Raw genomic sequence first — 24,243 nt, 5'->3', positions numbered from 1 at the left:
ATATGGGACTATATATCAATTTAGTGTTGTCTGAGTTTGATTTGGCTCTTCCATTTCGTATTTGTCCTTTTCTGATAAAGTCCTGTCAGTTTAATCTTAACCCCCCCCAACTCATAACTATCTTTAATCTTAGGAGGTAAAAGTGGGATTTGAAATAACCAAAGAAAGCTATGCCGGCAGTATCAAAGGCATCACCATAGGAAAAGGTGATAATACCCTTACCGTCGGCGGCCAAACCAGTTATCCTTTCTACCAGTTCGAAGGAGATATGCCCAATAAACCAGTTATTGCAATGGAAATTTGGGACATAACCCCCGAAGACTGGCCGGAAGCAGCCCTTGCACCGTTCAAAGACGTAGTGTCCGACACTGCGGCATGGGCAAAAAAATGCGTTGAAGAATATGGTGCCCAAGCCATTGTTCTGCAATTAAAAAGCACAGATCCGAATGACAAGGATGCCAGTGCGGATGATGCAGCAGCCACCGTTAAAAATGTCTTAGCTGCAATCAATGTTCCCCTGATTATCTGGGGATGTGCCGTCCCTGCCAAGGATGAAGAAGTATTGAAAAAAATATCCGAGGTGTGTGAGGGTGAAAACCTGATCATAGGTCCGGTAGAAGAAAAAAACCACAAAGGGATTGGTGCTGCTGCCATGGGATATGGGCACACAATCATTTCCTCCTCTCCCATTGATGTCAACCTTGCCAAACAGGTTAACATTCTTCTTGAAAACCTTGGAATGTCCCTTGACAAAGTAATTGTCGATCCCACCACAGGCGGATTGGGATACGGTCTTGAATATTCCTACTCAGTAATGGAACGCCTCACACAGGCAGCCATGACCCAGGGTGATGACAAACTCCAGAATCCCATGATCAACAACCTTGGAAATGAAGTCTGGAAATGTAAAGAAGCCAAACAGACGGTTGCAGATGCACCTGAACTGGGTGATCCTGAAAGAAGAGCTATTCTGATGGAAGCTGTCGGTGCAGTATCCTATCTTCTGGCCGGTTCCAGCATATTGATAATGCGTCATCCCGAGTCCATCAAACTTGCAAAGTCATTCATTGATTTGATCTCCGACGGCGGTTCTGCAATGGACGTTGCTCCAATTACCAAACGGCTTGATGATGTTGAGATTGATTTTGCAGCCATGTCACCGGAAGCTGACCTCACAATTGAGGAAGAGAAAAAAGCAGCTCCTGCTAAAAAAGCAGCTCCCGCTAAAAAAGAAGCACCCAAAGCAGCTGCAGCGCCGGCACCGAAAGCAGCCGCACCTAAAGCTGAAACCGCTGCTGCTCCCAAAGAAGCTGCTGCAGAACCTGCTATAGATCCGGCAGCAGAAGCTAAAGCAAAGGCTGAAGCCGATGCCAAAGCCAAAGCCGACCTGGAAGCAAAAGCAAAGGCTGATGCAGAAGCAAAAGCCAAAGCTGAAGAAGCTGCAAAGGCAAAGGCTGAAGCCGAAGCCAAAGCGAAAATAGAAGCTGAAAAAAAGGCTGAAAAAGACGCTGTAAACAAACGTGAAGCAGAAGAACAGGCAATCCGGGAAAAACGTGCCGCAGAAAGAGAAAAAGCCGCGGCAGCAAGAGCGACTGCACCTAAAACAACCGTCAGCATGACGGCTGCAGTCATCCAGATGACACAACTTGACAGAATCATGGAGAGCCTGAACAGGACTCATAGAAGATGATAACGTATGGTATTCATACCACAAATGATCATCTTTTAAGAATCATTACACAATCAATAAGAGGAGGAACCTCTAATGGCAGAAGATAAAAAAGCAAAAGTTGCTAAAGCAGTAAAAGCGCCCAAACTGGCTGATCCCAAAGAAGCGTCCATTGACCTGGGAACCCAGGAATTATTGGCTCGCGCCCAGAAATTAGGTATTGATACGGTATTTGACAGAGCCGTTAGCATGAAACCCTGCGCTATCGGTATGCAGGGTATCTGCTGTAAAAACTGCTCCATGGGACCATGCAGACTTCCCTTACCCAAAGGCGGCATTGAGGGCGAAGATGATAGAAAAGGTCTTTGCGGTGCCACTGCAAACACCATTGCAGCCAGAAACTTTATCCGGATGATTGCCGGTGGTGCATCAGCTCATTCCGATCATGGCCGTTGCGTGGCAGAAGTATTTCTATCAGCAGCCAGAAAAGAAACAGAAGCCTATCAGATCAAAGACACTGAAAAACTGCTGGCTATTGCTCCCCACCTTGGCGTTGCAACAACCGTGGAAGTGGATGGAGAAACAAAAGACAGAGATATTGATGAAATCGCTCTTGAAGTTGGTGAAGTTGCTATGGCCGAATGGGGAAAACCATCTGGTGAACTTCTTTATATGAAGAGAGCTCCTGAAGCTCTATATGAAAAATGGAAAAAACAGGGCGTTCTTCCCAGAAACATTGACCGGGAAATCGTTGAAATCATGCACAGAACCCACATGGGCGTTGATCAGGATTATAAAAACCTCATGAAACAGGGTACAAGAGCTGCACTGGCTGATGGCTGGGGCGGTTCCATGCTGGCTACAGACCTTCAGGATGTTCTTTTCGGAACTCCCTATCCCCTTCAGTCAGAAGCCAATCTGGGCATCATGAAAGAAGATCATGTCAATATCATCGTTCATGGTCATGAGCCTGTTCTTTCCGAAATACTGGTTGCTGTTGCCCAGTCCCAGGAAATGATTGATTATGCAAAAGAAAAAGGTGCCAAAGGCATTCAGCTGGGCGGTATCTGCTGTACAGCAAATGAGCTCCTCCAGCGCCACGGTATCCCCACGGCTGCCACATTCCTTCAGCAGGAACTTGCCATCATTACCGGTGCCTGTGATGCCATGGTTGTTGATATCCAGTGTATCATGCAGAACCTTGCCAATGTGGCAAAATGTTTCCATACAAAATTGATCACCACCCATCCTATTGCCAAAATGGAACAGGATAATGTCATCCATATTGAATTTGATGAACATCATGCCCTGGAAGATGCCAAACGAATTGTTAAAATGTCCATCGACAATTTTGCAAACCGTGGCACAGATGTTGTGATTCCGCCTTACAAAACCACACAGATTGCCGGTTTTGGTGTTGAATCCATCCAGTATCACCTTGGCGGGACATTCCGCGGCACTTACTACACTTTGAATGACAATATCATCAACGGCCGTATCCGTGGTATTGCCGGTGTGGTTGGCTGTAACAATGCCAGAACAAAACACAATGACGGTCATGTCAGAGTGGTCAAGGAATTGATCAAAAATGATGTTATTGTTCTTACTACCGGCTGCAACGCTATTGCCTGCGCCATGGAAGGACTTTTGACTCCTGAAGCCGCTGCAGTACACTGTGGTCCCGGACTTGCTGAAATCTGTGAAGTTGTTGGTATTCCACCGGTTCTTCACTTGGGTTCCTGTGTAGACAATAGCCGTATCCTTCTTGCTGCAACAGAAGTTGTAAAAGCAGGCGGACTGGGCAACGATATCTGTGATCTTCCGGTTGCAGGAAGTGCGCCCGAATGGATGAGTGAAAAAGCCATCTCCATTGGTCATTACTTTGTTGCTTCAGGTGTATACACTGTATTTGGTGTTACTCTGCCCACATCAGGCGCTCCTGTATTCCATGACTATATCTCCAAAGAAATGGAAAATATTTATGGCGGAAAATGGGATCTTGAAGTGGATCCTGTTAAACATGCACAACTCATGATTGCCCATATTGACAAAAAGAGAAAAGAACTGGGCATTGATAAGGCAAGAGAAAGAGTTATGATGGATATGGCATCCCGTCAGGCCCTTGAAGCATAATTAATTTCAGAGGAAAAAAACTGTTTACACAGAAAAATAATAAATTAAATCCTCAACGAAGGAGGAACAGAATATGTCAAAATTGATCGCATTTGCTGCCATTCAGGGTGGTTACAAAGTGGTTGCCCAGGTTGAAGGTGAACTTGAAAAAGCACTTCAGACCTATGATGCAAGTACAAAAGTAGGATTCCCAAACACAGCATACTATCTGCCGGTAATCTATTCACTGACCGGACTTAAAGTAGAGACTATAGAAGACCTTAAAGCACCTCTGGCGTTTGCAAGAGGGCTTCTCCCACCCCATTTGAAATTGAAAAACTGGCTTCCGTACTTAGGGCCACTTCTTGATGCCGGTATGGCAGGTGTTATCGCTTATGAAGTAAAAGAAGCTTTAAGATATCTGAATGATCCTGATTTCTACATTGCTCAGGAAGATCCTGATGTTGATAACGGCAAACTCTGGGTTGGTGCTGCTGATGATACTATTTTGAGAAAACGTGGTGTTGAATTTGTTGATGGTTCAGCTCCCGGTTTTGCAGCCATGGTTGGTGCAGCGCCCAATAAAGAAATTGCAAAAATGATCGTTGAAGATTACCAGAAACGATCCCTTTATATCTTCTGTGCTGCCAATCATAATGGCAATACCATTATTGAGCAATGCCTGGATGCCGGAATGCAGGTTGGATGGAACACCCGTATCGTACCGTTTGGTCCGGACATTTCTTCTGCCGTATTTGCACTTGGTTTTGCCAACAGAGCAGCCATGGCATTTGGTGGTGTTCAGCCTGGTGATTACAAAACCATCCTGAAATACAACAAAGAAAGGGTATTTGCATTTGTCAACGCCCTGGGTGATGTTGGAACCGAATGGGGTGTTGCAGCAGCCGGTTGTGTTAACTGGGGTTTCCCGACAATTGCTGACACACCGATTCCTGAAATTTTACCAACAGGTATCTGTACATATGAGCATGTTGTTGCACCGGTTGCCCATGAAGACATGGTACAAAAATCAGTTGAAGTCAGGGGCCTTAAAGTACAGGTTGCTGATATTGATATTCCATGTGCATTTGGTCCGGCTTATGAAGGTGAGCGTGTAAGAGGCGCAGACCTTTATGCCCAGTGCGGTGGTGGAAAGACCCAATGCACAGAGCTTGTTAAAATGGCGGACATGAATGAAATCGAAGACGGCAAGATAAATCTTGTTGGTCCTGATCTTGACGGCATCAAAGAAGGCGGAACTTTCCCACTGGGAATTTTTGTCCAAATTGCCGGTCGTGAATTCCAAGAAGACTTTGAGCCCATCATGGAACGTCAGATTCATCATCTGATCAATTATATTCAGACCATCATGCATATCGGACAAAGGGATATCTCCTGGATCCGTATTTCTAAAGCCGCAATTGAAAAAGGTTTTACTCTGAAAGATATTGGTACGGTTCTCCATGCCAAATTCCATCAGGATTTCACCAAAATTGTGGACAAGGTTGAAGTCACCCTGTACACCAATCCTGAAGATGTTGACAAGATGACCGCCACTGCAAGAGAGAACTACCAGTTGCGTGACGCTCGTGTTGACACCATGAAAGACGAAGATGTGGATATCTTCTACTCTTGTACACTCTGCCAGTCTTTTGCCCCCAGCCATGTCTGCTCTGTAAGCCCGGAAAGAACAGGGCTGTGCGGCGCTTACAACTGGATGGACTGCAAGGCTGCCTATGAAATCAACCCAACCGGACCAAATCAGCCCATCGAAAAGGGCGAGGTCATTGATGCTAAACTGGGTCAGTTTAAAGGGGTAAATGATTTTATTTATAAAGCCTCCAGAGGTATGGTTACCCATTACAACTTCTATTCAATGGTTCATGATCCAATGACCACCTGTGGCTGCTGCGAATGTATTGCTGCCATGCTGCCTGCATGTAACGGTGTAATGACTGTTGGACGTGATTACACAGGTGATACTCCATGCGGTATGAAATTTACCACACTGGCCGGTGTTATGGGCGGTGGTGCTTCTTCACCCGGCTTTGTCGGTCATTCCAAACACAATATCACCCAGGGTAAATTTATCTTAGGTGATGGTGGTCTTTTGAGAATGGTGTGGATGCCCAAGATGCTCAAAGAAGAGCTCAAAGATCGTATTGTAGCCCGTGGAGAAGAGATGGGTGTTCCAGGTCTGTTTGACATGATCGCGGATGAAACTGTTGGAATTACAGAAGAAGAGATTCTTCCGTTCCTCCAGGAAAAAGGCCATCCTGCTCTTAATATGGAATCTATTGTTGGATAATAACTAAACAAAAAAGGCCCGACAGCTTTTCACACCAGAAATAATGCTGCCGGGCCTTTACCATAAGGTTTTTAACACTTAAGGAGAAAAAAATGGCATTAACCGGTATACAGATATTCAAACTCCTACCCAAAACAAATTGTAAGGAGTGCGGAGTTCCTACATGCCTTGCCTTTGCAATGAATCTTGCATCTGGAAAGGCTGAACTTGATAGCTGTCCTTATGTTTCAGATGAAGCAAAAGAACAACTGGCTGAAGCATCAGCACCACCTATCCGGCCTGTAGCACTTGGTAAAGGTGTCCGCAAAACCACAACAGGTGGAGAAACAGTTCTTTACAGACATGAAAAAACATTTTTTAACCCAACAATTCTTGCAGCAACTGTATCTTCAGACATTGATGCGGCAGAACTTGATAAAACCCTTAAAATTTACAATGCTTTCCAGTATGAGCGTGTAGGCCTTAATCTAAGACCTGAGCTTCTGGTTGTAAAAGATGCGGGTAACGGTGCTGAAGCTTTTGCAACTGTTGCAGGTAAAATTGCCAAAGAATCGGAATTCAACCTGGTTCTGATGACTCAGGACATTGATGTTATGAAAGCCGGTGTTGAAACTGCCGGTTTTAAACGTCCTCTGCTTTATGCTGCAACTGCTGATAATGCTGACGAAATGGGCGCTCTGGCAAAAGACAATGATCTGCCCCTGGCAGTGAAAGCCGATTCAGTTGAGGCACTCCAGCCTTTGACGGAAAAACTGACGGGCATGGGACTTAAAGACCTTGTCCTTGATCCGGGTTCAAGAGAGATCAAACAAGCTCTTGAAGATCAGGTTGCCATCCGGCGTGCTGCTCTTAAAGCTTCCAACAAAGCCTTGGGTTTCCCAACCATTACATTCCCCTGCGAAATGGCTTCCAACCTTGATATGGAAACACTGATTGCCGGCATGATGGTTGCAAAATACGGCGGTATTGTTGTGATGTCTGATTTCACGTCAGAATCTTTGTTCCCCTTGTTGCTTGAACGACTCAATATCTATACTGATCCCCAGCGTCCCATGACCGTAACTGAAGGTATTTTTGAAATTGGGAACCCGGATGAAAATTCTCCGGTTCTTGTAACCACTAACTTTGCATTGACCTATTTTATCGTTTCAGGTGAAATTGAAGCCAGTAAAGTTCCTGCATGGTTATTAATCAAAGATTCTGAAGGTCTTTCTGTTCTGACTGCATGGGCTGCCGGTAAATTCGGCGGTGACGATGTGGGCATGTTTGTTAAGAAAAGCGGCATAATGGACAAGGTAAAACACACTGAACTCATTATTCCGGGTTATGCTGCAGCTATTGCAGGTGATATTGAAGAAGAACTGCCCGGCTGGACCATTACAGTCGGACCAAGGGAAGCGGCACATCTGCCTGCATTCCTCAAATCAAAATAAGACTCACGAAAAGCCGGGGCAATTTCAATCAATGCCCCGGCTTTAAAAATAAAATATTCTTAAATTATAAAAGGAAGAGAACATGATACTATTTGGTGAAAGTCTGAATGTCATTTCCAGAGTTATTGGAAAAGAATTCAAAGAAGCAGATCCCGCCAAACGTAATCCAGTACCCATTCAGGAAGAAGTTTTAAGACAAAAAGAACTGGGAATGGATTATATTGATATCAACCTGGGGCCTGCAAAAAAATTCGGCACCGAATTAATGCCATGGGTTGTCAATGTTGTTCAGGAAGCTGTTCCGGGAATGCCCCTTCTTCTTGACTCATCAAACATTGATGCCATTGAAGCAGGACTTAAAGTTTGTAAACCTGCTGATCAGCCGCATATCATCAATTCTATTATGGCACGTCCTGAAAGATATGAAAAAATGGTTCCCCTGGCTGCTCAATACGATGCTGATTTTGTTGCACTGATGTGGGGTCCGGAAGGTCTTCCAAGAGATGAAAATGAAAGAGCCGCCCTTGCCGTTGAATTGATTTATTTTGCCAACGAAGCGGGCGTTGCAAATGAACGGATCTGGGTTGACGGTATTGTAACCCCAGTCAATATCCAGCAGCAGCAGTTGATGAGTCTGATGAATTTCCAGATGATGCTTGAAGAGATTGCACCGGGTGCTAAGTCTACCTGCGGTCTTTCCAATATCTCCAATGGACCTCCGGAACATCTTCGCGGCATTCTCAATCAGACCTACATGGTTATGCTTGAAAAATACGGTATGAAATCCGTCATTTCTGATCCCCTTGACAAACAATTGACTGCTATTGCCAAAGGCCAGCGTCAGGATATCGTTGACCTGATTTACGGCATGATGGATGGCAATGAACCTGATATTGCAGGCCTGGATAAAGAACTGCAGGATTATGCAAAAACCTATAAAGTCATTATGGGCGAAACACTCTATTCTGATTCATGGCTTGAAATTTAGTATCTCCTAAGCCCTAAAGCTTTTAAAAGCCCCTGATCCAGTATGAAGGACAGGGGCTTTTTTTCTTTGTATTGCCTATTTTATACCTTTATTTTGTATAAAATAGGCTTATATTTGAAAGACACAAACCTTTCAGGAGGAATTTAGAAAATTGACTGAACAGACAAAAGAAACCTGGTATTATATTGTTGTTCAAAATCCCGGGACTAAAGACGAACAATTTGTGGGTTATACTGATAAAGAAACAAACGCTGTTTTTATTCCTGCATTTGCAACAAAAGAAATTGCAATGCAATGCTTCCTTATCATGCCCAAGGATATAATCAACGAAAAATATGAGCCTCAGGCCATTATAAAAGAAGACCTTTTGAATGAGGCTCAAAAAAACGGATATGACGTTTTTTTATTGGACCATAAGGGAAGCATATTGGAAAAAATATCCTGACTGAATTCCTGATTGAATTCAGGATCAAATCAAGGAGAATTTACTTTTTAAAATTTCAGGAGACCTATTTTGAGCTTAAAACTTGCTATTGGCGGCAAAGGAGGAGTTGGTAAAACAACAATCACTTCTTTAATTGCACGATGCATTGCCGCATTAGATAAAGACACAAAAGTCATTGCCATTGATGCTGATCCCGTGGCCAATCTTGCTGCCGGTCTTGGTATTGATGAATCAAAACCAATCACCCCGGTTTCAGAACTATCCGATCTGATTGCAGAACGAACCGGGGCTCAGCCCGGCACCATGGGCGGATTTTTCACACTCAATCCAAAGGTGGATGATATTCCTGACCGGTTTTCCATAGAAAAAGACGGGGTTAAACTGCTGGTCATGGGAACGGTTCAACAAGGAGGATCAGGATGTATATGCCCTGAATCAACCATTTTAAAAGCCTTGATGAATCACCTTGTTTTAGCCAGAAATGAAGTTGTAATAATGGATATGGAAGCAGGTGTTGAACATTTGGGAAGAGCCACTTCAGGATCTGTGGATGCACTTATTGTGGTGGTTAACCCTGGCAAAAGAAGCCGGGTGGCAGCTGACAAAATAAGAAAACTTGGCCAGGATATCGGGATTAAAAATATTGTGGTATTGGGAAACCGGGTAAAATCAGAAGAAGACAGGCAATTGATCAAAGACAGTATGCCTGGCTACCAGATTTTGGGATTTATTCCTGAAATGGATGAAATTGTTACCTCTGACAGAAATGGAACACGGCCCTTTGATGACATTAACCAGATACCGGAAGAATTAAAAGATATCACAAAAAAATTGATCAAACTGTCTTCATAAGGACTGCGGATTTAATTAATTCCTAACCTGGACAAGATCGAATCAACGATTCTTTTTCTGATTTTTTTTGCCAAAACAACACTAAAATCAGAGATAAGAATCCAAGTACAGTCTAGTTTGCTTCAAATGCAGCAATAGTTGTATCCAGCATTCGATTTGAGTATCCCCATTCATTATCAAACCAGGCCTGGATTTTAACCAGCCTATTTTTGCTGACCCGGGTCTGGTGAAGATCAATGACAGAGGATCTCGGATCATGGTTAAAATCACATGACACCAGATGTTCATCCGTCACCCCAAGAATATTTTTCAAGTCGTTTTCAGATGCGCGGGTCAGTGCATTATTTACAGCCTGGATATTGGTATCCTTATTTACCAGAAGTGTTATATCCATTATGGACACATTGGTTGTGGGCACCCTGATGGCCAGTGTTTCAAATCTTCCTTCCATGGACGGCAATATTTTTGAAATTCCCTTTTCCAGGGCTGTATTCACAGGAATGATTGACTGCAGGGCTGATCTGGTCTTTCTCAAGTCTGGATTGTAAGCATCAATTACGGGTTGATCATGCATGGCAGAATGAATAGTGGTGATACTCCCGCTTTCAATTTTAAGTACCTGGTCAAGCACATGAAGGACAGGGATAATGCAATTGGTGGTGCAGGATGCGTTTGAGATGAGAGTATGCTCTTTTCTCAATATATGATGATTAACTCCATACACAATGGTAGCATCCATTTCATCTGCTGCCGGCTGTGAAAAAACAACTTTTTTTGCTCCTGAAAGAAGATGCAGCTCTGCTGCCTGCCTGTCATTATAAATTCCTGTGCAATCAAGTACGGCATCAATATTCAGGTCTTTCCAGGGAAGGTTGACAATATTTTTTTCCTGCAATATTTTTATGTGATCTTCATTGATCACCATAGCTGATTTTTCATTTTTAACATTAAAAGGAAACCTGCCATGTGTGGAATCATATTTGGTCAAATGATAGATGGTATTTGCATCGGCCATCTCATTGACAGCCACAAGATTAATTTTGTCATAAAACTTTTCAGATTCATACAAAGCCCTGGTAATACAACGTCCGATTCTGCCATACCCGTTGATTGCAATATTAATTTTCATATTTAAATCATATTATCCATTGTTATTTTCTTATCCCGAAATCTTTGACGCATCTATACCATAAACCTTCCTGCAATTTAATGGTAAACTACCTGAAGAACGATTTATTTTTGAAAACATCATTGTAGTTTATTTTATCACCCTACACATCCCAGACTGGGATCTTGAACAGCAATGCCTCTGCGCTGACGTTTTTTCTTTTTAACCTGACACAGCAAGGTCTTATAAACAGGAAATCCTGAAATCGGATCAAATTGTTCAAGGTCTGTTAAAATATTGACATTTGCTTTTTTCCATTCATCCGTCCCCTGAGGGCCTCCGCCGCCAACCGGAGCATAGACAAATCCTTCCATGATATCTTCGGTGAGATAGGCCCGCATCATAACCGATCCCCTGGCTGTTTTAATCACTACCGGATCTTTGGTTTTAATATTTCGTGCCGCAGCATCCTCAGGGTTCATCTGGACCATGGGATAAGGATATTTTTCCATAAAATCAGGTATGGCTCTCAGGCAGGACTTCATATCCGGTTTAAAAGGGCCGGTGCCGAGAATCAGGGGATAACGTTTGAGCATCCTCGGATTGCTGACAGGAGTTTCTATGGACTCTTCATATTTTGGCAAACCATTGTATCCGAATTGTTCAAGAATGGTGGACTTGATTTCAAATTTCCCGGAGGGTGTTTCAAATCCCGGTTTTCCATCTTTTCTGAGCAATCCTTTTTCCCACTTTCGATACACCATGGGTTGAGTTTTACCCCGGACTGTATTTTTCGGAGCCTGTTCCAGATCCTCCATGGTATGCCCGGTCCCTTGAACTATCTGTTCAAGAAGCGCCTTGCTGTCCTGGGGATAAAGATGCCCGTATTCCAGACGATTTGCCAGTTCAGCCAGGATATCATAACAAGACCTGCTCTGGCCAACAGGCTCAATGATTTTTTTTCTTAGCCTCAGCGCATTACCATAATAACAATAGGATTCCTGCTCAAACGCAGTTGTGGCGGGAAGAACAATATCAGCCCAGGCAGCATCCCTTGTGAGCTGCAGATCAATAGAAACCATGAAATCCAGTTCATCAAACGCATTCTGCCATAACTGCGGGTCTGGCCATGATGTCAAAATGGAAGCCCCCAGAACAAACAAAGATCGGATTTTATAAGGTTCTGATTCAAGGATGGCTTTGGGCAGAAGGTTTGCATGGGGTTCTCCGCCGCAAAAATAAGAATACACTGGAAAATGGCCCTTTCCAATGGATTTTTCATATCCAGGAGTTTGAATCTGACAGCTTTTATCCATAGGAATCAAATTTTCCCGCCTGGCAAAACACCGGCCGCCCTCCACATCAAATTGCCCTGCCAAGGCCCAGAGTACCATGACAGCCCGAAGATTCTGGACACCGCTTTTGGTATATTCCAGTCCGGTATACATGACATAGCTGGCCCCTTCAGAATCTGCTATTTCCTCAGCCAGCTGTTCGATCCGATCAGTTTCAATGCCTGTCAATTGAGCCACATATTCAGGAGTAAATTCCTTTACATACTCTGCAAATTCATCATATCCCAATGTCCAGTCTTCAACAAAAACATCATCTACCCAGTCGTCCCTGATCAGTATATGGGATAACCCCAGTGCAAGAGCGCCATCAGATCCAGGCCTTATGGGCAGCCACTCACTGCCGGGCAGCCTGGCTGCATTTGTGCGCCTGGGATCAATTACGATAATACGGGCACCTTCATTGGCTGCCGTGATAAGCCGTCCAAACATTTCAGGAGGCGTGGAAGTGGAAGGATCTGTTCCCCAGACAAGAATCAGATCTGAATTATCCACATCTGAAAACATGTCAGTATGAAGACATCCCATGGTCAATTGAGGTGCCAGAACACCAAGAGACGTATAGCAGGGGGCACCGACTCCAAAAGTATTGGGTGATCCAAAAGGAAATAAAATACTGCTGGCCAGATAGATCTTGGACCCTTTCAACTGGTATATATCTTTAAAAGAGCGCTCATACGAACCGGTTCCGGCATAAAATCCAACGGTTTCAGGGCCGTATTTGTGTTTCAGGCTATTGAGATTTTCAACAATAATATCATAGGCCTCATCCCAGCTGATCGGCTCAAACTTCAAAGTCCCCTTTGGCCCTACCCGTTTCAATGGCTGTTGAATTCTTTTTTCAGAGTAGACAACCTGTTTTGCACTGTCGGCAATAGGACACAATACACTGCCCAACGGAGCATCCGGATCAGGTGTCAATCTGTCAATTTTATCATCTTCATCAAAATGAACAATCACTCCGCAACCAGGGCTGTGAAAACACAGTCCGCAGATGCCTTCCTGCTTTCTTCCCAAAACAAACTCTCCTTTATATTAAAGTCTTCAAAAATCTCAACAATGACTTTCATGCTTTGCTGTTGGCAAATATGGATGAAATAACGGGTCTGCCGTGGCAGTTCTTTTTAATCTCTTTTACCAATGACAAACTGGGATGTGATATGTTCCCATAAATTTTGAGTTTTCCTGATTTTCCAAAGCACATCCCCTTTTTCCTGAATGATAAAACCAGGATCAAACACATTGTTTTCTCCTTTTATCAATTGGCAAATATTATCCATGCCACGGCCTTTGCCAGGGCCTTTGTTGCGGCCGCTTATCCAAAGATCCGGACTTGAAACACTTTCATCCCACGAAAAAGGATCGGAGAATAAAAAGTTTGCCTGCTCTTTTTGTAAAATTCTGTTTACCTCTTTTAAATGCTGAATCGGATCAGGCAGCTTTTCCAAAATATTGACAGAGGCAGCTGTGGCAAAAAGATCGGAACGAAAGGGAAGAGCCAGAGCATCGGCCACAATAAATTCTGTGGCGTTATAATCGTATTCCGGGTCCAGTTCACATTCACGCTCTTCTGTGATATGCCCTTCCACAATGAGATCAAACTCAAGCTTTTTATCAGATAAAAGCTGACGGGCTTTTTTGATAAAAGATAACGAAGTATCCACTCCAATCACATAGGTGTGTGTTTTGCTCAACTCAAAGGACAAGCGCCCCACAGAACATCCAATATCCAATGCCCAGCCATCTGTTTGCTTGAAATAAGACGCCCATTTTCGGTAGGCATCCGTGGCATCAGGACCGTTAAAAAACTCAGAATAATGACTCCACAGATAGGCTGACATCATGCTTTGGGAATTGTATGTTGTATGCCCCTTGGTATGAGGCAGTGTCTTTTGGGGAACAATAACGGCAACGCCCTCCTGAATCAAATATCTGCTTCCACAGCCCGGACAATTTAATGTTCCTTCAAGTATATCATCATTGTGTTCTTCTTGTATCTCAAGCGTCAATGCTGTTTGTGAGTCAAGACATTCAGGACATATCAAATGTTCCTGCAACCATTTTTTCATGCATATACCTTTGTTTATATTTAAAATGTTAAAATCGCCAATGAAATAAATTGAGCCAAACAGCTCTGAATTTTGGTTCATCAGTGTATTATTTTTTCTTTTTCATATTCTTTTCACCTTTTCCATCAGCACCTCAAGCCAGTAACCAGGGCTAAAATTCTGCTTTTGTTTGACCGATATCAAACCCTTAACGTAAATTTATGCTTTTCAAATGTCAACCCGGAAGGAATCAAAACATCTCATCTTTTTTAATTTAGCGATTTTTTCTCATTTTTTCGATTAAACCTGTTAATCTTGCAATTTCCTTGACGGATTACAATACGATACTGTATGGATTTGTGTGATTGAAAATCAAAGATTTTATTTTTTTTAAGTTTAACCCCGTCCAATGAGGGATTGCGTTCTTTTTAAATCAATAATAAAGAATTTTATTATTCTTATGCCTGACAACACATTCACAAAAGCAAGAAAAGAGATAAAAGATTGGCTTAAACGATGCCTTGTAGGCCCTTTTTATGAATCAAACGAACAATTAAACCAGATACGCCCTTCCTCCCTGTATTCCTGCGGTATATTGTACGGGCACATGGAAGACCCGTCCAATGAATGGTTCTCACCTGGTGATTCAGTTGGTAGTTCAGTTGGTAGTTCAGTTGATGATTTAAATGACCAGGCAGATGAAAAGCCGGTGTTTGGCGTGGAAGAAAGCCCTATCGAACAAAACAAAGCCAAAAAGGCTTCCTCTGTTTGTCGTTATCGACCGCCCTCAGCCGTAGGACTCAGCTTTTTTGTAAACAAAAACATTGTCATAGAAGTGCTTCTCAAGGCTGCCAGATACACAAAAGAACCCGGGCAAACCTGGGAACGGTGTGCCTTGCCGGACGACAACCCAAATCACGAAGATTGCATCATACTCAAAGTGCCTGAAAACGATCAGCAGTTGAATGATGAAACCCCCATCCCCATACTGCACCATCAAGAACTTGAACAGGACAATCAAGCATCTGCTCAACTTCATGTGAAATGGCGGCCTTATCCCGACAATAATCATCAGGATGGGTATATTTTAACGGTTTCCATTGTAAACTGTGCTGTTGCAAAAAAAATCAATCCTGAAGCCTGGGAAAAAACCCATCTGTTCCAATTGTCTTTTGACTGCCATATTCAGGCAGGAACGGTTCTTCCCTATCCCGGCAATGAAATTGATACAATGGCTCAAGAAGACAAAGAATTTGAATTGCTTTACGCAGACAAAACCGTTTATGCCATCGGGCATGGCGTTTCTCCGGACTGGTCCGAAAACAATGGCTGCATAACCTCAATCAAAGCCTGTTTTATTCCTTCTTATGAAGTCCCGTTGATGAAAACGGATGTGGGTGTAATTGACAATACAGTGCTTCAATTGTCCTGCCTTGCCAAAACCGAACACCAGCCAAAAACAATTCAAAAAAACTTGACCGGGTTTACAAAAGCTTATGAAACCTGGATAGCAGGGCTATACAAAGAGTCCAAGGCCCTGCCTTTAGGACAGCAAAATACAGCCTTCACAATGTTAAAGCGGCTTGAAAAAACAGCACAGAGAATGAACCAAGGAATAAACTGCCTTAATGATCCCATGGTGGCAAAAGCGTTTTCTTTTGCCCATGAAGCCATGCTTTCGTATATGCAGACGCGCAAGGTAAAAAAACCATTGTGGCGCCCTTTTCAGCTTGGTTTTCTGTTGCTAACCCTTCCCTCGTTAATTGACGAAAACAATCCGGACCGGGATCTGGTTGATCTGTTATGGTTCCAGACCGGAGGCGGCAAGACAGAAGCCTACCTTGCCATCATCGCATTTCTTGTCACCTACCGGCGCATGCGCTTTCCCCAAGCCGGGGCAGGAACCACTGTGATCATGAGATATACATTAAGGCTTCTTACCATACAGCAATTCCAGCGGGCATCCATACTCATGTGCGCACTTGAACTCTTGCGCAGGAAAAACCCTCAACTGCTGGGGTCAGAACCCATAACAGCCGGATTATGGGTGGGTGGAGCAAGTTCACCCAACAACTTTAAAGATGCCGAAAAAATACTGGATGATGCATTACAGGGCAATGGCACAGGCCTTGAAAAATTTGTCGTCACACAATGTCCCTGGTGCGGAAAAAAACTCTCCTTAAACCCGGATATATCAAAATCGGGTTTCTGTGCAAATAAAGGACAATTTTACTTTTGCTGCACCAACAGCGGCTGTGATTTTGGCGGCAGCACCAACCCGGTTCTTCCGATCAATGTGGTGGATGAACACCTGTATCAGCATCCGCCCACGCTTTTGCTTGCCACAATTGACAAATTTGCCATGTTTGCATGGAATAAGGATACCACCATCTTTCTGGGTAATGCGTCCCGGGGAACCGGTCCATTTCGGCCACCGGATTTAATCATTCAAGATGAACTGCACCTGATCGCAGGAGAGATTGGAACCATTGCAGGTGTGTACGAAGCCGGATTTGATACGGTTTTAAAACTCAAAGACCACTGTCCCAAATATATTGCATCCACGGCAACCATTCGCAATGCAAAAGAACAGGTTAAAAAGCTTTATGCCCGTGATGTGAACATTTTTCCGTCTCCTGGACTCAATTGGAAAGATTCTTTTTTTGCCAGGGTAGACAAAGAAAAACCAGGACGCTTATACCTGGGCTATTATTCTCCGGGACTCAAACGAACCGAATCTTTTGCGCCATTGGGTGCTGCTCTTTTGCTGTCGCCTTCCCTTTGGAACTACTCGGATGAAAGCATTCAGGATGCATGGTGGACCCTGGTAGCCTATCACGGCAGTTTAAGGGGACTTGGAATCACCCATAATTTAATCGGGGATGATGTCAGAAAATACCTGGAATTGTATATCCGAAGGTTATTGGATGACGAACAGGGTCAAACAGATCCCTTATCCAGAGGATTTCATGAGTTTTGCAGAAAATTTAAAGTATCCAAAAATGATGACGACCGGGAAAGAAAAATCATTAATGCATTTTTAAACACAAGAAGGCTATATACGGAAAGCGGCATTGCCGAATTGACCAGCAATAGAAATGCCAATGAAATCAGAAAATATCTGGATGATCTGGAGATTCCTTATTCAGAAGAAAACAACCAGGCTATTTGCGTTCTGTTATGCACCAATATGGTGTCTGTGGGCCTGGATATCTCCCGGCTGGGGTTGATGGTCATCAATGGCCAGCCTTTTACAACAGGCGAGTATATACAGGCCGGCAGCCGGGTTGGACGAAACAATGTCCCCGGGATCGTGGTGACCCACTATTTTCGCAATCATGCACGGGACATGTCCCATTTTGAAAATTTCAAAGCCTATCATCAATCTTTTTACAGATTTGTTGAACCGACCAGTTTAACCCCGTTTTCATCACCTGCCCGGAAAAGAGCTTTGCATGCAGCCTTGGTTATTGTGATGCGCCATGGAGCAGGTCTTATGGGCAACAATATGGCGAATCAAATCAATCTTAAAGATGACAAGATCAGGCATGCAGCTTTTTGCCTTACACGGCGCTGCAGCATGGCATCACCTCAAAAGGGTAAAACAACAAAAGAGCATATTGAAAATTTATTGTATGAGTGGAATGACATGAGCGGTGGAGACGGCCTTTTTAAGGCACCGCTCCAGTATCAAAGCCATTCAAAAGATAAAAAACCGTTATTAAAACGGCACAATGAGAAAAAAATGGGGCAAACAGATGATGACAGCTGGGTGACACTGCAATCCATGCGGCAGGTGGATGATGAATGCGGGATTTATTTTATGGTGCCTCGCTGATATTTTTTTCAGCAGATTCTGACGGTTCTGCACCTTACCGTGTCCACTTTAGTTTCCCAATTGTTTGACTTGATATGGCTTTGCTTTATTGCCTTACCAAGGAAAAACAACCATTTTCTGCAAATTTTCATCATTACATTTTTGCAAATAATTTTATAAATTAATTTTCAAGATTCTTGCTTGTGATTAATTTTATCTGTTCGTAGATATCAGTTGGACTTATCTTGTTTGTTTCACCAATTTTTTTGATGGTCATATCAGCTTTTGATACTATATTTGATTCTTTCAATGACCTTGTTACAATTTTGATATTAAGATTGTATTGACTGCAAAAGTCCGCTAAAGTCAAATTTCCGGTTCCTGGAGGTGGGTTTTCAGGCAGAGTAGTAGTTTTTCCTGAAAATAATGACTCTTTGTTTGATTCTCGGGAGATAATCAAATAGATTTGTTGTGGTGAAATGTTATTTTCTTTGGCAATTTCTTTCAGGGTTTGGGTATCTTGACTGATTTTATAACCTGCTTCTTCCAAAAATTTGATTCCGGCTTTCAAATCAATATTCATTTTTTTTGAAAAAGTTTTAATTGATGACAGTTCTGCATGTCCATATGGAGGTTCTCCATATTCCTTTGCCGCTGATTCTTTAAAACCATCACTTATATTTATGATTGTTGAAAAAGGAGGGATTTCAACATATGTTCCAACTACCAATATTATAGTTAAAATCAAAGCTGCATTGAATTCTTTTGTAAAAATTGTTATCTGTTTAGCTTGATTTTTAAGATATAGAACAATTGGTTTCCAGTTATAATAAATATGCAATATAATTGACAAAAGCAAAAGAAAACCAGCATTTATATGAATTGCTCCCCATTGATCTTTTGAGAGAGTCCAAAGTCTCCAGTCAGCCCAATAGGCAACACGGCCTTGAGGAACGATATACAAAATAACGCTTGTCAGAAGCATAACAAAAAATGATAAAAAAGCTGTAAGTGATATAATTCTTCTCATACTCATTAAAAATTACCTCATTCTATGAATATTATTCATGTAAGATGCAACTCAAAAAGTCCATAAAAAATTTTTACCATCCAAAATCAGCTTTGTATATAGGTAAAAACCCCTAGTTTTAAAATTTATTACAACTATTTAAGACCTCAAACAGCACCTTAATCAATTTTAAAGGATGATTGACCCAAACACATGAGAATCAAACCTTTATGCTGTTGATTTTTGAAAGTTCCTTGACGGATTATAATATGATACTGTATGGATTTGTGTGATTAAAATAAACATTTTATTTCTCAAATTAACCGACCTTAAACAAGAAATCCTGTTCTTTTTAAACAAGCAGGCAATAAAATGGATAAGAACACCATCACAGTGGGACAGACCAAAACCATAGGGATGTGTTCGGTGGGGGCTATTTGCAGGGCCGGCAGCGAATGCTTTGTGCCTTGCGACATAAGCTTTTGGAAAGACAAGGCTGGAAAACCTCTGGGAAAGCCCATCGCCATTGTGCGGGAACATTTAAAAATATGGCTCAAACACAAAGGCTTTCAAGATGTTGAGCTGTTAAAACCCCCTACACTGACCCATGTTAAAAACAAACTGCTGGGAAACAAAATTCCTGTAGTGCGGTTTCCGTCATGGATGGTGTGCCAGAAATGCGGCCGTCTTCATTACCTGCCCTGGATGGGAAAAAAAAGCAACTCTGTGGAAGAGCTCAAGTGTGATACAAGCCGTGCAAAAAAAATCTGTAACGGAAAACTTGAATTTGTAACCTGGGTTTTAGTATCGGGTAACGGCTGGCTTGATGATCTGCCATGGGCGAACATGGCCCATTATGACGAAGCTGCAAATAAAAATTGCAGGTCAAAGGATCAACTGACATTAAAAAGAGATCCCCATGGCCGCCTTACCCTCAAATGTGATGCCTGCCAGTCGCAACCCCTTAATTTAAGCGGCCTGAGAAACAAAGACTTTTTTACCAACCGTGTTCAGACCATGCGCAGCCAGCCATGGCTGCTGGAAAGAAAAAATCTGGAAAACGACCCGCCCGTTGCCATGCCCTTAACAGATGCCCGTATCCATTTTGCAGATATTGCTTCGGCATTGGATATTCCGCCGGAATCCCGAATCAATGAACACGATATCCGGGCAAAAATCAGACAGCATGATGATTATCAGATTATCAAAGATCTGAAAAACAATAACTCAAGGACCGTTAAACGCACACTCAAAAAAATTGCCAGGCATTTTCAAACCAGCAAAGATGAAGTAAAAAAAGCCCTGACTGATCTCAATGAAGGATGGCCAAACTATGGAATCCAGGCAGATACAGTTAAAAGTGAAAATGAGATGCTTGAAGCGGAATATAAGGCCATCTGCACTGAATACAAAGATATTCAACAACACGAGCGGTTTATCACCGAACATCAGACAGCTCAATGGAAAGATTACCTGGAGTCTGAGGATATCCCCGAAAAAACCATTAAAACCGGCAAAGCCATAGAAAAATTAATCATTATCAACCGGTTAAGGGAAATCCAGGTGTTTTGCGGATTTACCCGGCAGGTGGGCACAAGAGGGAATCTGATCGGCCCTGCCCTGGGAAAAAAGACAGACTGGCTTCCAGCATGTGAACTTTACGGAGAAGGCATTTTCTTTTCTTTGGATGAAAAAAAAGTGAGCCAGTGGGAATCAGATCCATTGTGCCGCGACCGTGCAAAAACAATACAAAAAAGACTGAAAACCTCCGCCTTTGTTAAAAATCAGGTTAAAGCCACTCCCAGGTTTATTCTTTTGCATACCATTGCTCATCAAATCATAAGAGAACTGGAATTTACATCAGGTTATCCAGTATCATCCATAAAAGAAAAAATCTTTTGCAGTGAAACCATCAATGGTATTTTAATCTATGTTGCCGTTCCCAATAAAATGGGTTCATTAGGGGGATTGTCCGAACATGGAAAACCCGACAGCTTTTTTAAACTCTGGATCAAGGCCATGGCAAAAGCAGACCACTGCACCTATGACCCCATATGTGCCGAACATGAGGGACAGGGTCCCGACCAGTTAAACAGGGCCGCCTGCCACGGTTGCTCTTTGTTGCCGGAAGTCAGCTGTATTTACAACAACTGTCTTTTAGACCGGCAATTTATTATTGGCAATGGTGTCAATCACATGAAAGGATTTATCAGTTTCATACAAAATCAACCATAAGCAATCATATAAAAAAATTGATTCAATGAAAAACAACTTCAGGCTTCCCACATACGAAGAATTGAGCAAAGAGCAGGACCGGGTGTTGAGAAAAACTCAATTAAAAGACAGATCCCTTGTCTATGGGGCACCCGGAACGGGTAAAACCGTCATATTTCTTATTCTGGCGGACAAATTAAAACGAAACAAAAAAGAGTGTTTATGTCTTTTGTACAATAAAATTCTGGAAAAAATGTCTTTGAGCCTGGCCAATGATATTTCCATAAAAACCTGGCACAGCTGGTTCTGGCATTTTTTCAAACTTCAGTTTAAAATGCTGCCGCCTGAGATTAAAAGCTTTGAATATGACTGGGATATGATCATGGAAATCTTGGATCGAATAGACCTTAAAACCGATCATAATACCTTTATTTTAATTGACGAGGGACAGGATATGCCTCCCGGCTTTTATGAATTCATGGATGAAACCTTTCAAAAAGTAATTGTATCGGCAGATGAAAACCAGCAGATTGTTGAGATGAATTCATCCATCAAACAAATCAGAGAACGGCTTGATGTTGAGAAAGATCAATGTTTTTTACTGACTAAAAATTATCGAAACACCCGTCAAATAGCTGAGTTGGCAGAACACTTTTATTGCGCTACAACAGCCGATCCACCGAAGTTGCCGGAGAAAAATGGCGAGATCCCATTATTGCTTGAATATAATAACTTAAATGCCATGATCAGCCATATCGCCCGTCGGCACAAAACCTATCCCGGTCATTTGATCGGAATTATAACGCCGAACAACAAGGTCAGGCAGTATTATTTCAGGCAACTGGAAATACTGGGCATCCATTGTCTGTACACATATGCAAACCATCTGGGGAGTAAAAACAAGCCCATTGAATTTGACCATGGAGGTATTGTTGTTATCAATTCAAAAAGTGCCAAAGGCCTGGAGTTTGATGATGTCTTTATCGTTGATTTACATAATTTTCCCCTTGCAGCTCCAGGAGATGAACGATTTAGAAAAGAGATGTATGTTTTGATTTCAAGGGCGAGAAAAGGACTTTTTTTTCTGATGGATGCCAATACAAATGACTATAAAAGAAAAAAAATCATGAATGAATTCCCGGATGACAAAAAAGTTTTAAAGACATGGCAGCAAAAGGAGTGTTAATTTATGGCAAAACCAAAACTTGATTCAAAACTATTTTTAATGGCCACGAACACGGAAAATTTAAAAAGCATCATTACCACCGGCGTCATCCGTCCAAGGGAAGGATATAAAAAATATTACAAAGATTTTTCTTCTTTTTGTCCTGGTTTTATCCCTTTATTCGTAGATTCCATTCCTGCCGAGCTTCTTTACCTGTGTCAAGAAGAAGATGATATTGACGTTGTCATCCTTTCCCTTGAATTGTCTTGGGAAAAATCAAGTCTGCTGATGCAAGAGCAATTCGATAAAAACTACCTGGCAGACATTGTTTTTTTTCAAGGTGTGATTCCGGTAACAGCTATCAAAAACATTTGTTTTAAATCCAAACAGGCAAAAACCAGGTTCCTTGATTTCAGATATGCCAATTTTCATCCCAATGATTTCAGTTGTAAAATTAACGCAAAAATTTTTAATCAAACAGGCAGTGACAAGGATATTTTTGATAAAAACCCAAGCCTTGATGTTTTCAAATCCAGGCAGATTGATGCCCCAAAAAACATTCCCCAAGCCCAGGATTTTTTGCAGGCAGATGCCCGCGGCGGAGTTCTTTCCATGCTGCTGCAAACACTGCCGCCAATGCCAGAGTCTCAAAAACTGATAGATGCAGCTGTTATTGAAGTGCCGCCGGAATCTTTTGACCTGACGCTATTGCCCGAACAGATCAAATACCTTTATCACTGGATCTGGAAAAAACCGGCAATAACCGACGATGTTGACGGGATACTCTTGTGGCATCTGCTCAATCTTTTGTCTTCCTGTGACCCGTACGACGGGATTACCACCTCTGTTTTTTTAGATCAGCTGCAACAAGAGTTTAAAAAAAGCAAGGACTTGCGAAAGAGCCCCAAAAGCTCCTATGAAGATCTCATCAAAAAACTGGAAAAAAGATTTTGTGAAATATCAACCATTGTTGAAGGCATTGATGATCCTGCATTTTTTTTCCAAAATCATGATATTGCCTCCAATATAATGAAAGGACTGTTGCTTTTTTTATTGTATCCCAAAGACTTATACGGCTTTCGCAAAAACAAAGAAATGATCAAAGAATGGGAGATAACACCGCAAATCACTTTGTTTGCCAATATTTTATATGCTGCCTGGCAGGGGTGGAAAAGAATGGATGAAGAGATTCGTCATCAGGACAAACAACTGGGTTATTCTGTTTGTAATTTTATGGCGGACTGGCACAATCAATTTTATGCAGAACATGCCTATGTTTTTTCTGCTGCTGACTTTTCTTTTAAACTGACTGGAAATTGCAGTTCCTGGGAAAAGGCAATGCTGCTGAAAACACCCTGGAACACCAATCACAAACTGGGAAAATGTGCCGTACAATTGGCAAAAACAAGAGACTGGCCTTCGCTTCAATGGCAAATAAATGTACCGCAAGAAAAACTTTTTGATTTACACTATTCAAAAGACGGCACATTAAAAATCAAGCTGACCGGAAACGTAATTTTCAAAGAATCCATTGATAAAGATCATTTCAAAGCAAGTTTAAAAAAGACACAATTGACTGATGATGAAAAAAAGGACTTTCAGACTATGTTTAATTCATAAGGAACACAAATTCAATAACATGGACAATCAAAGAACAAAAAATTGTTCCGGCCGTAGGCTCTATATGGTCTTCAAGTCCTTCATGGTAAATTATGATTAATTT

General features: G+C 42.3%; 15 protein-coding genes. 11 read left to right on the top strand and 4 right to left on the bottom strand.

Going from position 1 to position 24,243, the window contains the following annotated elements; all coding sequences use genetic code 11:
* The first annotated feature begins 142 nt into the window (after positions 1–142).
* From TOL2_RS06385 to TOL2_RS06355, 7 genes are all read left to right on the top strand, one after another.
* Complete coding sequence (locus TOL2_RS06385; RefSeq protein WP_014956693.1) at positions 143–1,690, top strand: acetyl-CoA decarbonylase/synthase complex subunit delta; 1,548 nt, start codon at positions 143–145, stop codon at positions 1,688–1,690.
* Between the two features lie 75 nt (positions 1,691–1,765).
* Positions 1,766–3,802: an anaerobic carbon-monoxide dehydrogenase catalytic subunit gene (cooS, locus tag TOL2_RS06380; RefSeq protein WP_014956692.1), complete on the top strand. Its 2,037-nt coding sequence runs from the start codon at positions 1,766–1,768 to the stop codon at positions 3,800–3,802.
* 73 nt (positions 3,803–3,875) lie between these two features.
* Positions 3,876–6,089 carry an acetyl-CoA decarbonylase/synthase complex subunit alpha/beta gene (acsB, locus tag TOL2_RS06375; RefSeq protein WP_014956691.1) on the top strand — a complete coding sequence of 738 codons (2,214 nt, stop codon included), beginning with the start codon at positions 3,876–3,878 and terminating at the stop codon, positions 6,087–6,089.
* A gap of 92 nt (positions 6,090–6,181) precedes the next feature.
* Positions 6,182–7,522 carry an acetyl-CoA decarbonylase/synthase complex subunit gamma gene (gene acsC, locus TOL2_RS06370; protein ID WP_014956690.1) on the top strand — a complete coding sequence of 447 codons (1,341 nt, stop codon included), beginning with the start codon at positions 6,182–6,184 and terminating at the stop codon, positions 7,520–7,522.
* 82 nt (positions 7,523–7,604) lie between these two features.
* Entirely contained in the window at positions 7,605–8,510 is a 906-nt protein-coding gene (locus TOL2_RS06365) for a dihydropteroate synthase (protein WP_014956689.1), read from the top strand.
* Positions 8,511–8,661: 151 nt separating this feature from the next.
* Positions 8,662–8,955: a hypothetical protein gene (locus TOL2_RS06360; protein WP_014956688.1), complete on the top strand. Its 294-nt coding sequence runs from the start codon at positions 8,662–8,664 to the stop codon at positions 8,953–8,955.
* Between the two features lie 69 nt (positions 8,956–9,024).
* Positions 9,025–9,807 (top strand): ATP-binding protein, encoded by a 783-nt coding sequence (locus TOL2_RS06355; RefSeq protein WP_014956687.1) that lies wholly within the window; start codon positions 9,025–9,027, stop codon positions 9,805–9,807.
* A gap of 112 nt (positions 9,808–9,919) precedes the next feature.
* On the opposite strand, the gene TOL2_RS06350 is transcribed toward TOL2_RS06355, so the two are convergent.
* The 3 genes from TOL2_RS06350 to TOL2_RS06340 form a co-directional block, all read right to left on the bottom strand.
* Positions 9,920–10,936 (bottom strand): type I glyceraldehyde-3-phosphate dehydrogenase, encoded by a 1,017-nt coding sequence (locus tag TOL2_RS06350; protein ID WP_014956686.1) that lies wholly within the window; start codon positions 10,934–10,936, stop codon positions 9,920–9,922.
* A gap of 137 nt (positions 10,937–11,073) precedes the next feature.
* Positions 11,074–13,284, bottom strand: coding sequence for a molybdopterin-containing oxidoreductase family protein (locus TOL2_RS06345; protein WP_014956685.1), 2,211 nt, complete (start codon positions 13,282–13,284; stop codon positions 11,074–11,076).
* Between the two features lie 107 nt (positions 13,285–13,391).
* Positions 13,392–14,336, bottom strand: coding sequence for a methyltransferase domain-containing protein (locus TOL2_RS06340; protein ID WP_014956684.1), 945 nt, complete (start codon positions 14,334–14,336; stop codon positions 13,392–13,394).
* Positions 14,337–14,775: 439 nt separating this feature from the next.
* On the opposite strand from TOL2_RS06340, the gene TOL2_RS06330 reads away from it, so the two are divergent.
* On the top strand, positions 14,776–18,153 hold the full coding sequence (locus TOL2_RS06330; protein ID WP_014956683.1) for a helicase-related protein: 3,378 nt from the start codon (positions 14,776–14,778) through the stop codon (positions 18,151–18,153).
* A 160-nt stretch (positions 18,154–18,313) separates the two neighbouring features.
* On the opposite strand, the gene TOL2_RS06325 is transcribed toward TOL2_RS06330, so the two are convergent.
* Positions 18,314–19,168 carry a DUF4405 domain-containing protein gene (locus TOL2_RS06325; protein ID WP_014956682.1) on the bottom strand — a complete coding sequence of 285 codons (855 nt, stop codon included), beginning with the start codon at positions 19,166–19,168 and terminating at the stop codon, positions 18,314–18,316.
* Between the two features lie 345 nt (positions 19,169–19,513).
* Between TOL2_RS06325 and drmB the strand changes: the two genes are divergently transcribed.
* From drmB to TOL2_RS06310, 3 genes are read left to right on the top strand one after another with little or no spacing between them, the layout of a single operon-like run.
* Positions 19,514–21,376, top strand: a complete 1,863-nt coding sequence (drmB, locus tag TOL2_RS23500) for a DrmB family protein (protein WP_014956681.1) — start codon at positions 19,514–19,516, stop codon at positions 21,374–21,376.
* Positions 21,377–21,401: 25 nt separating this feature from the next.
* On the top strand, positions 21,402–22,541 hold the full coding sequence (locus TOL2_RS06315; RefSeq protein WP_014956680.1) for an AAA family ATPase: 1,140 nt from the start codon (positions 21,402–21,404) through the stop codon (positions 22,539–22,541).
* A gap of 3 nt (positions 22,542–22,544) precedes the next feature.
* Positions 22,545–24,140 (top strand): hypothetical protein, encoded by a 1,596-nt coding sequence (locus TOL2_RS06310; protein ID WP_014956679.1) that lies wholly within the window; start codon positions 22,545–22,547, stop codon positions 24,138–24,140.
* Positions 24,141–24,243 lie beyond the last annotated feature (103 nt).

Origin of the sequence: Desulfobacula toluolica Tol2, assembly GCF_000307105.1 — a bacterium.
Classification (GTDB): Bacteria; Desulfobacterota; Desulfobacteria; order Desulfobacterales; family Desulfobacteraceae; genus Desulfobacula; species Desulfobacula toluolica.
Note: the sequence above shows the minus strand (reverse complement) of the source record. Positions and strands in the feature narration are given on the sequence as shown.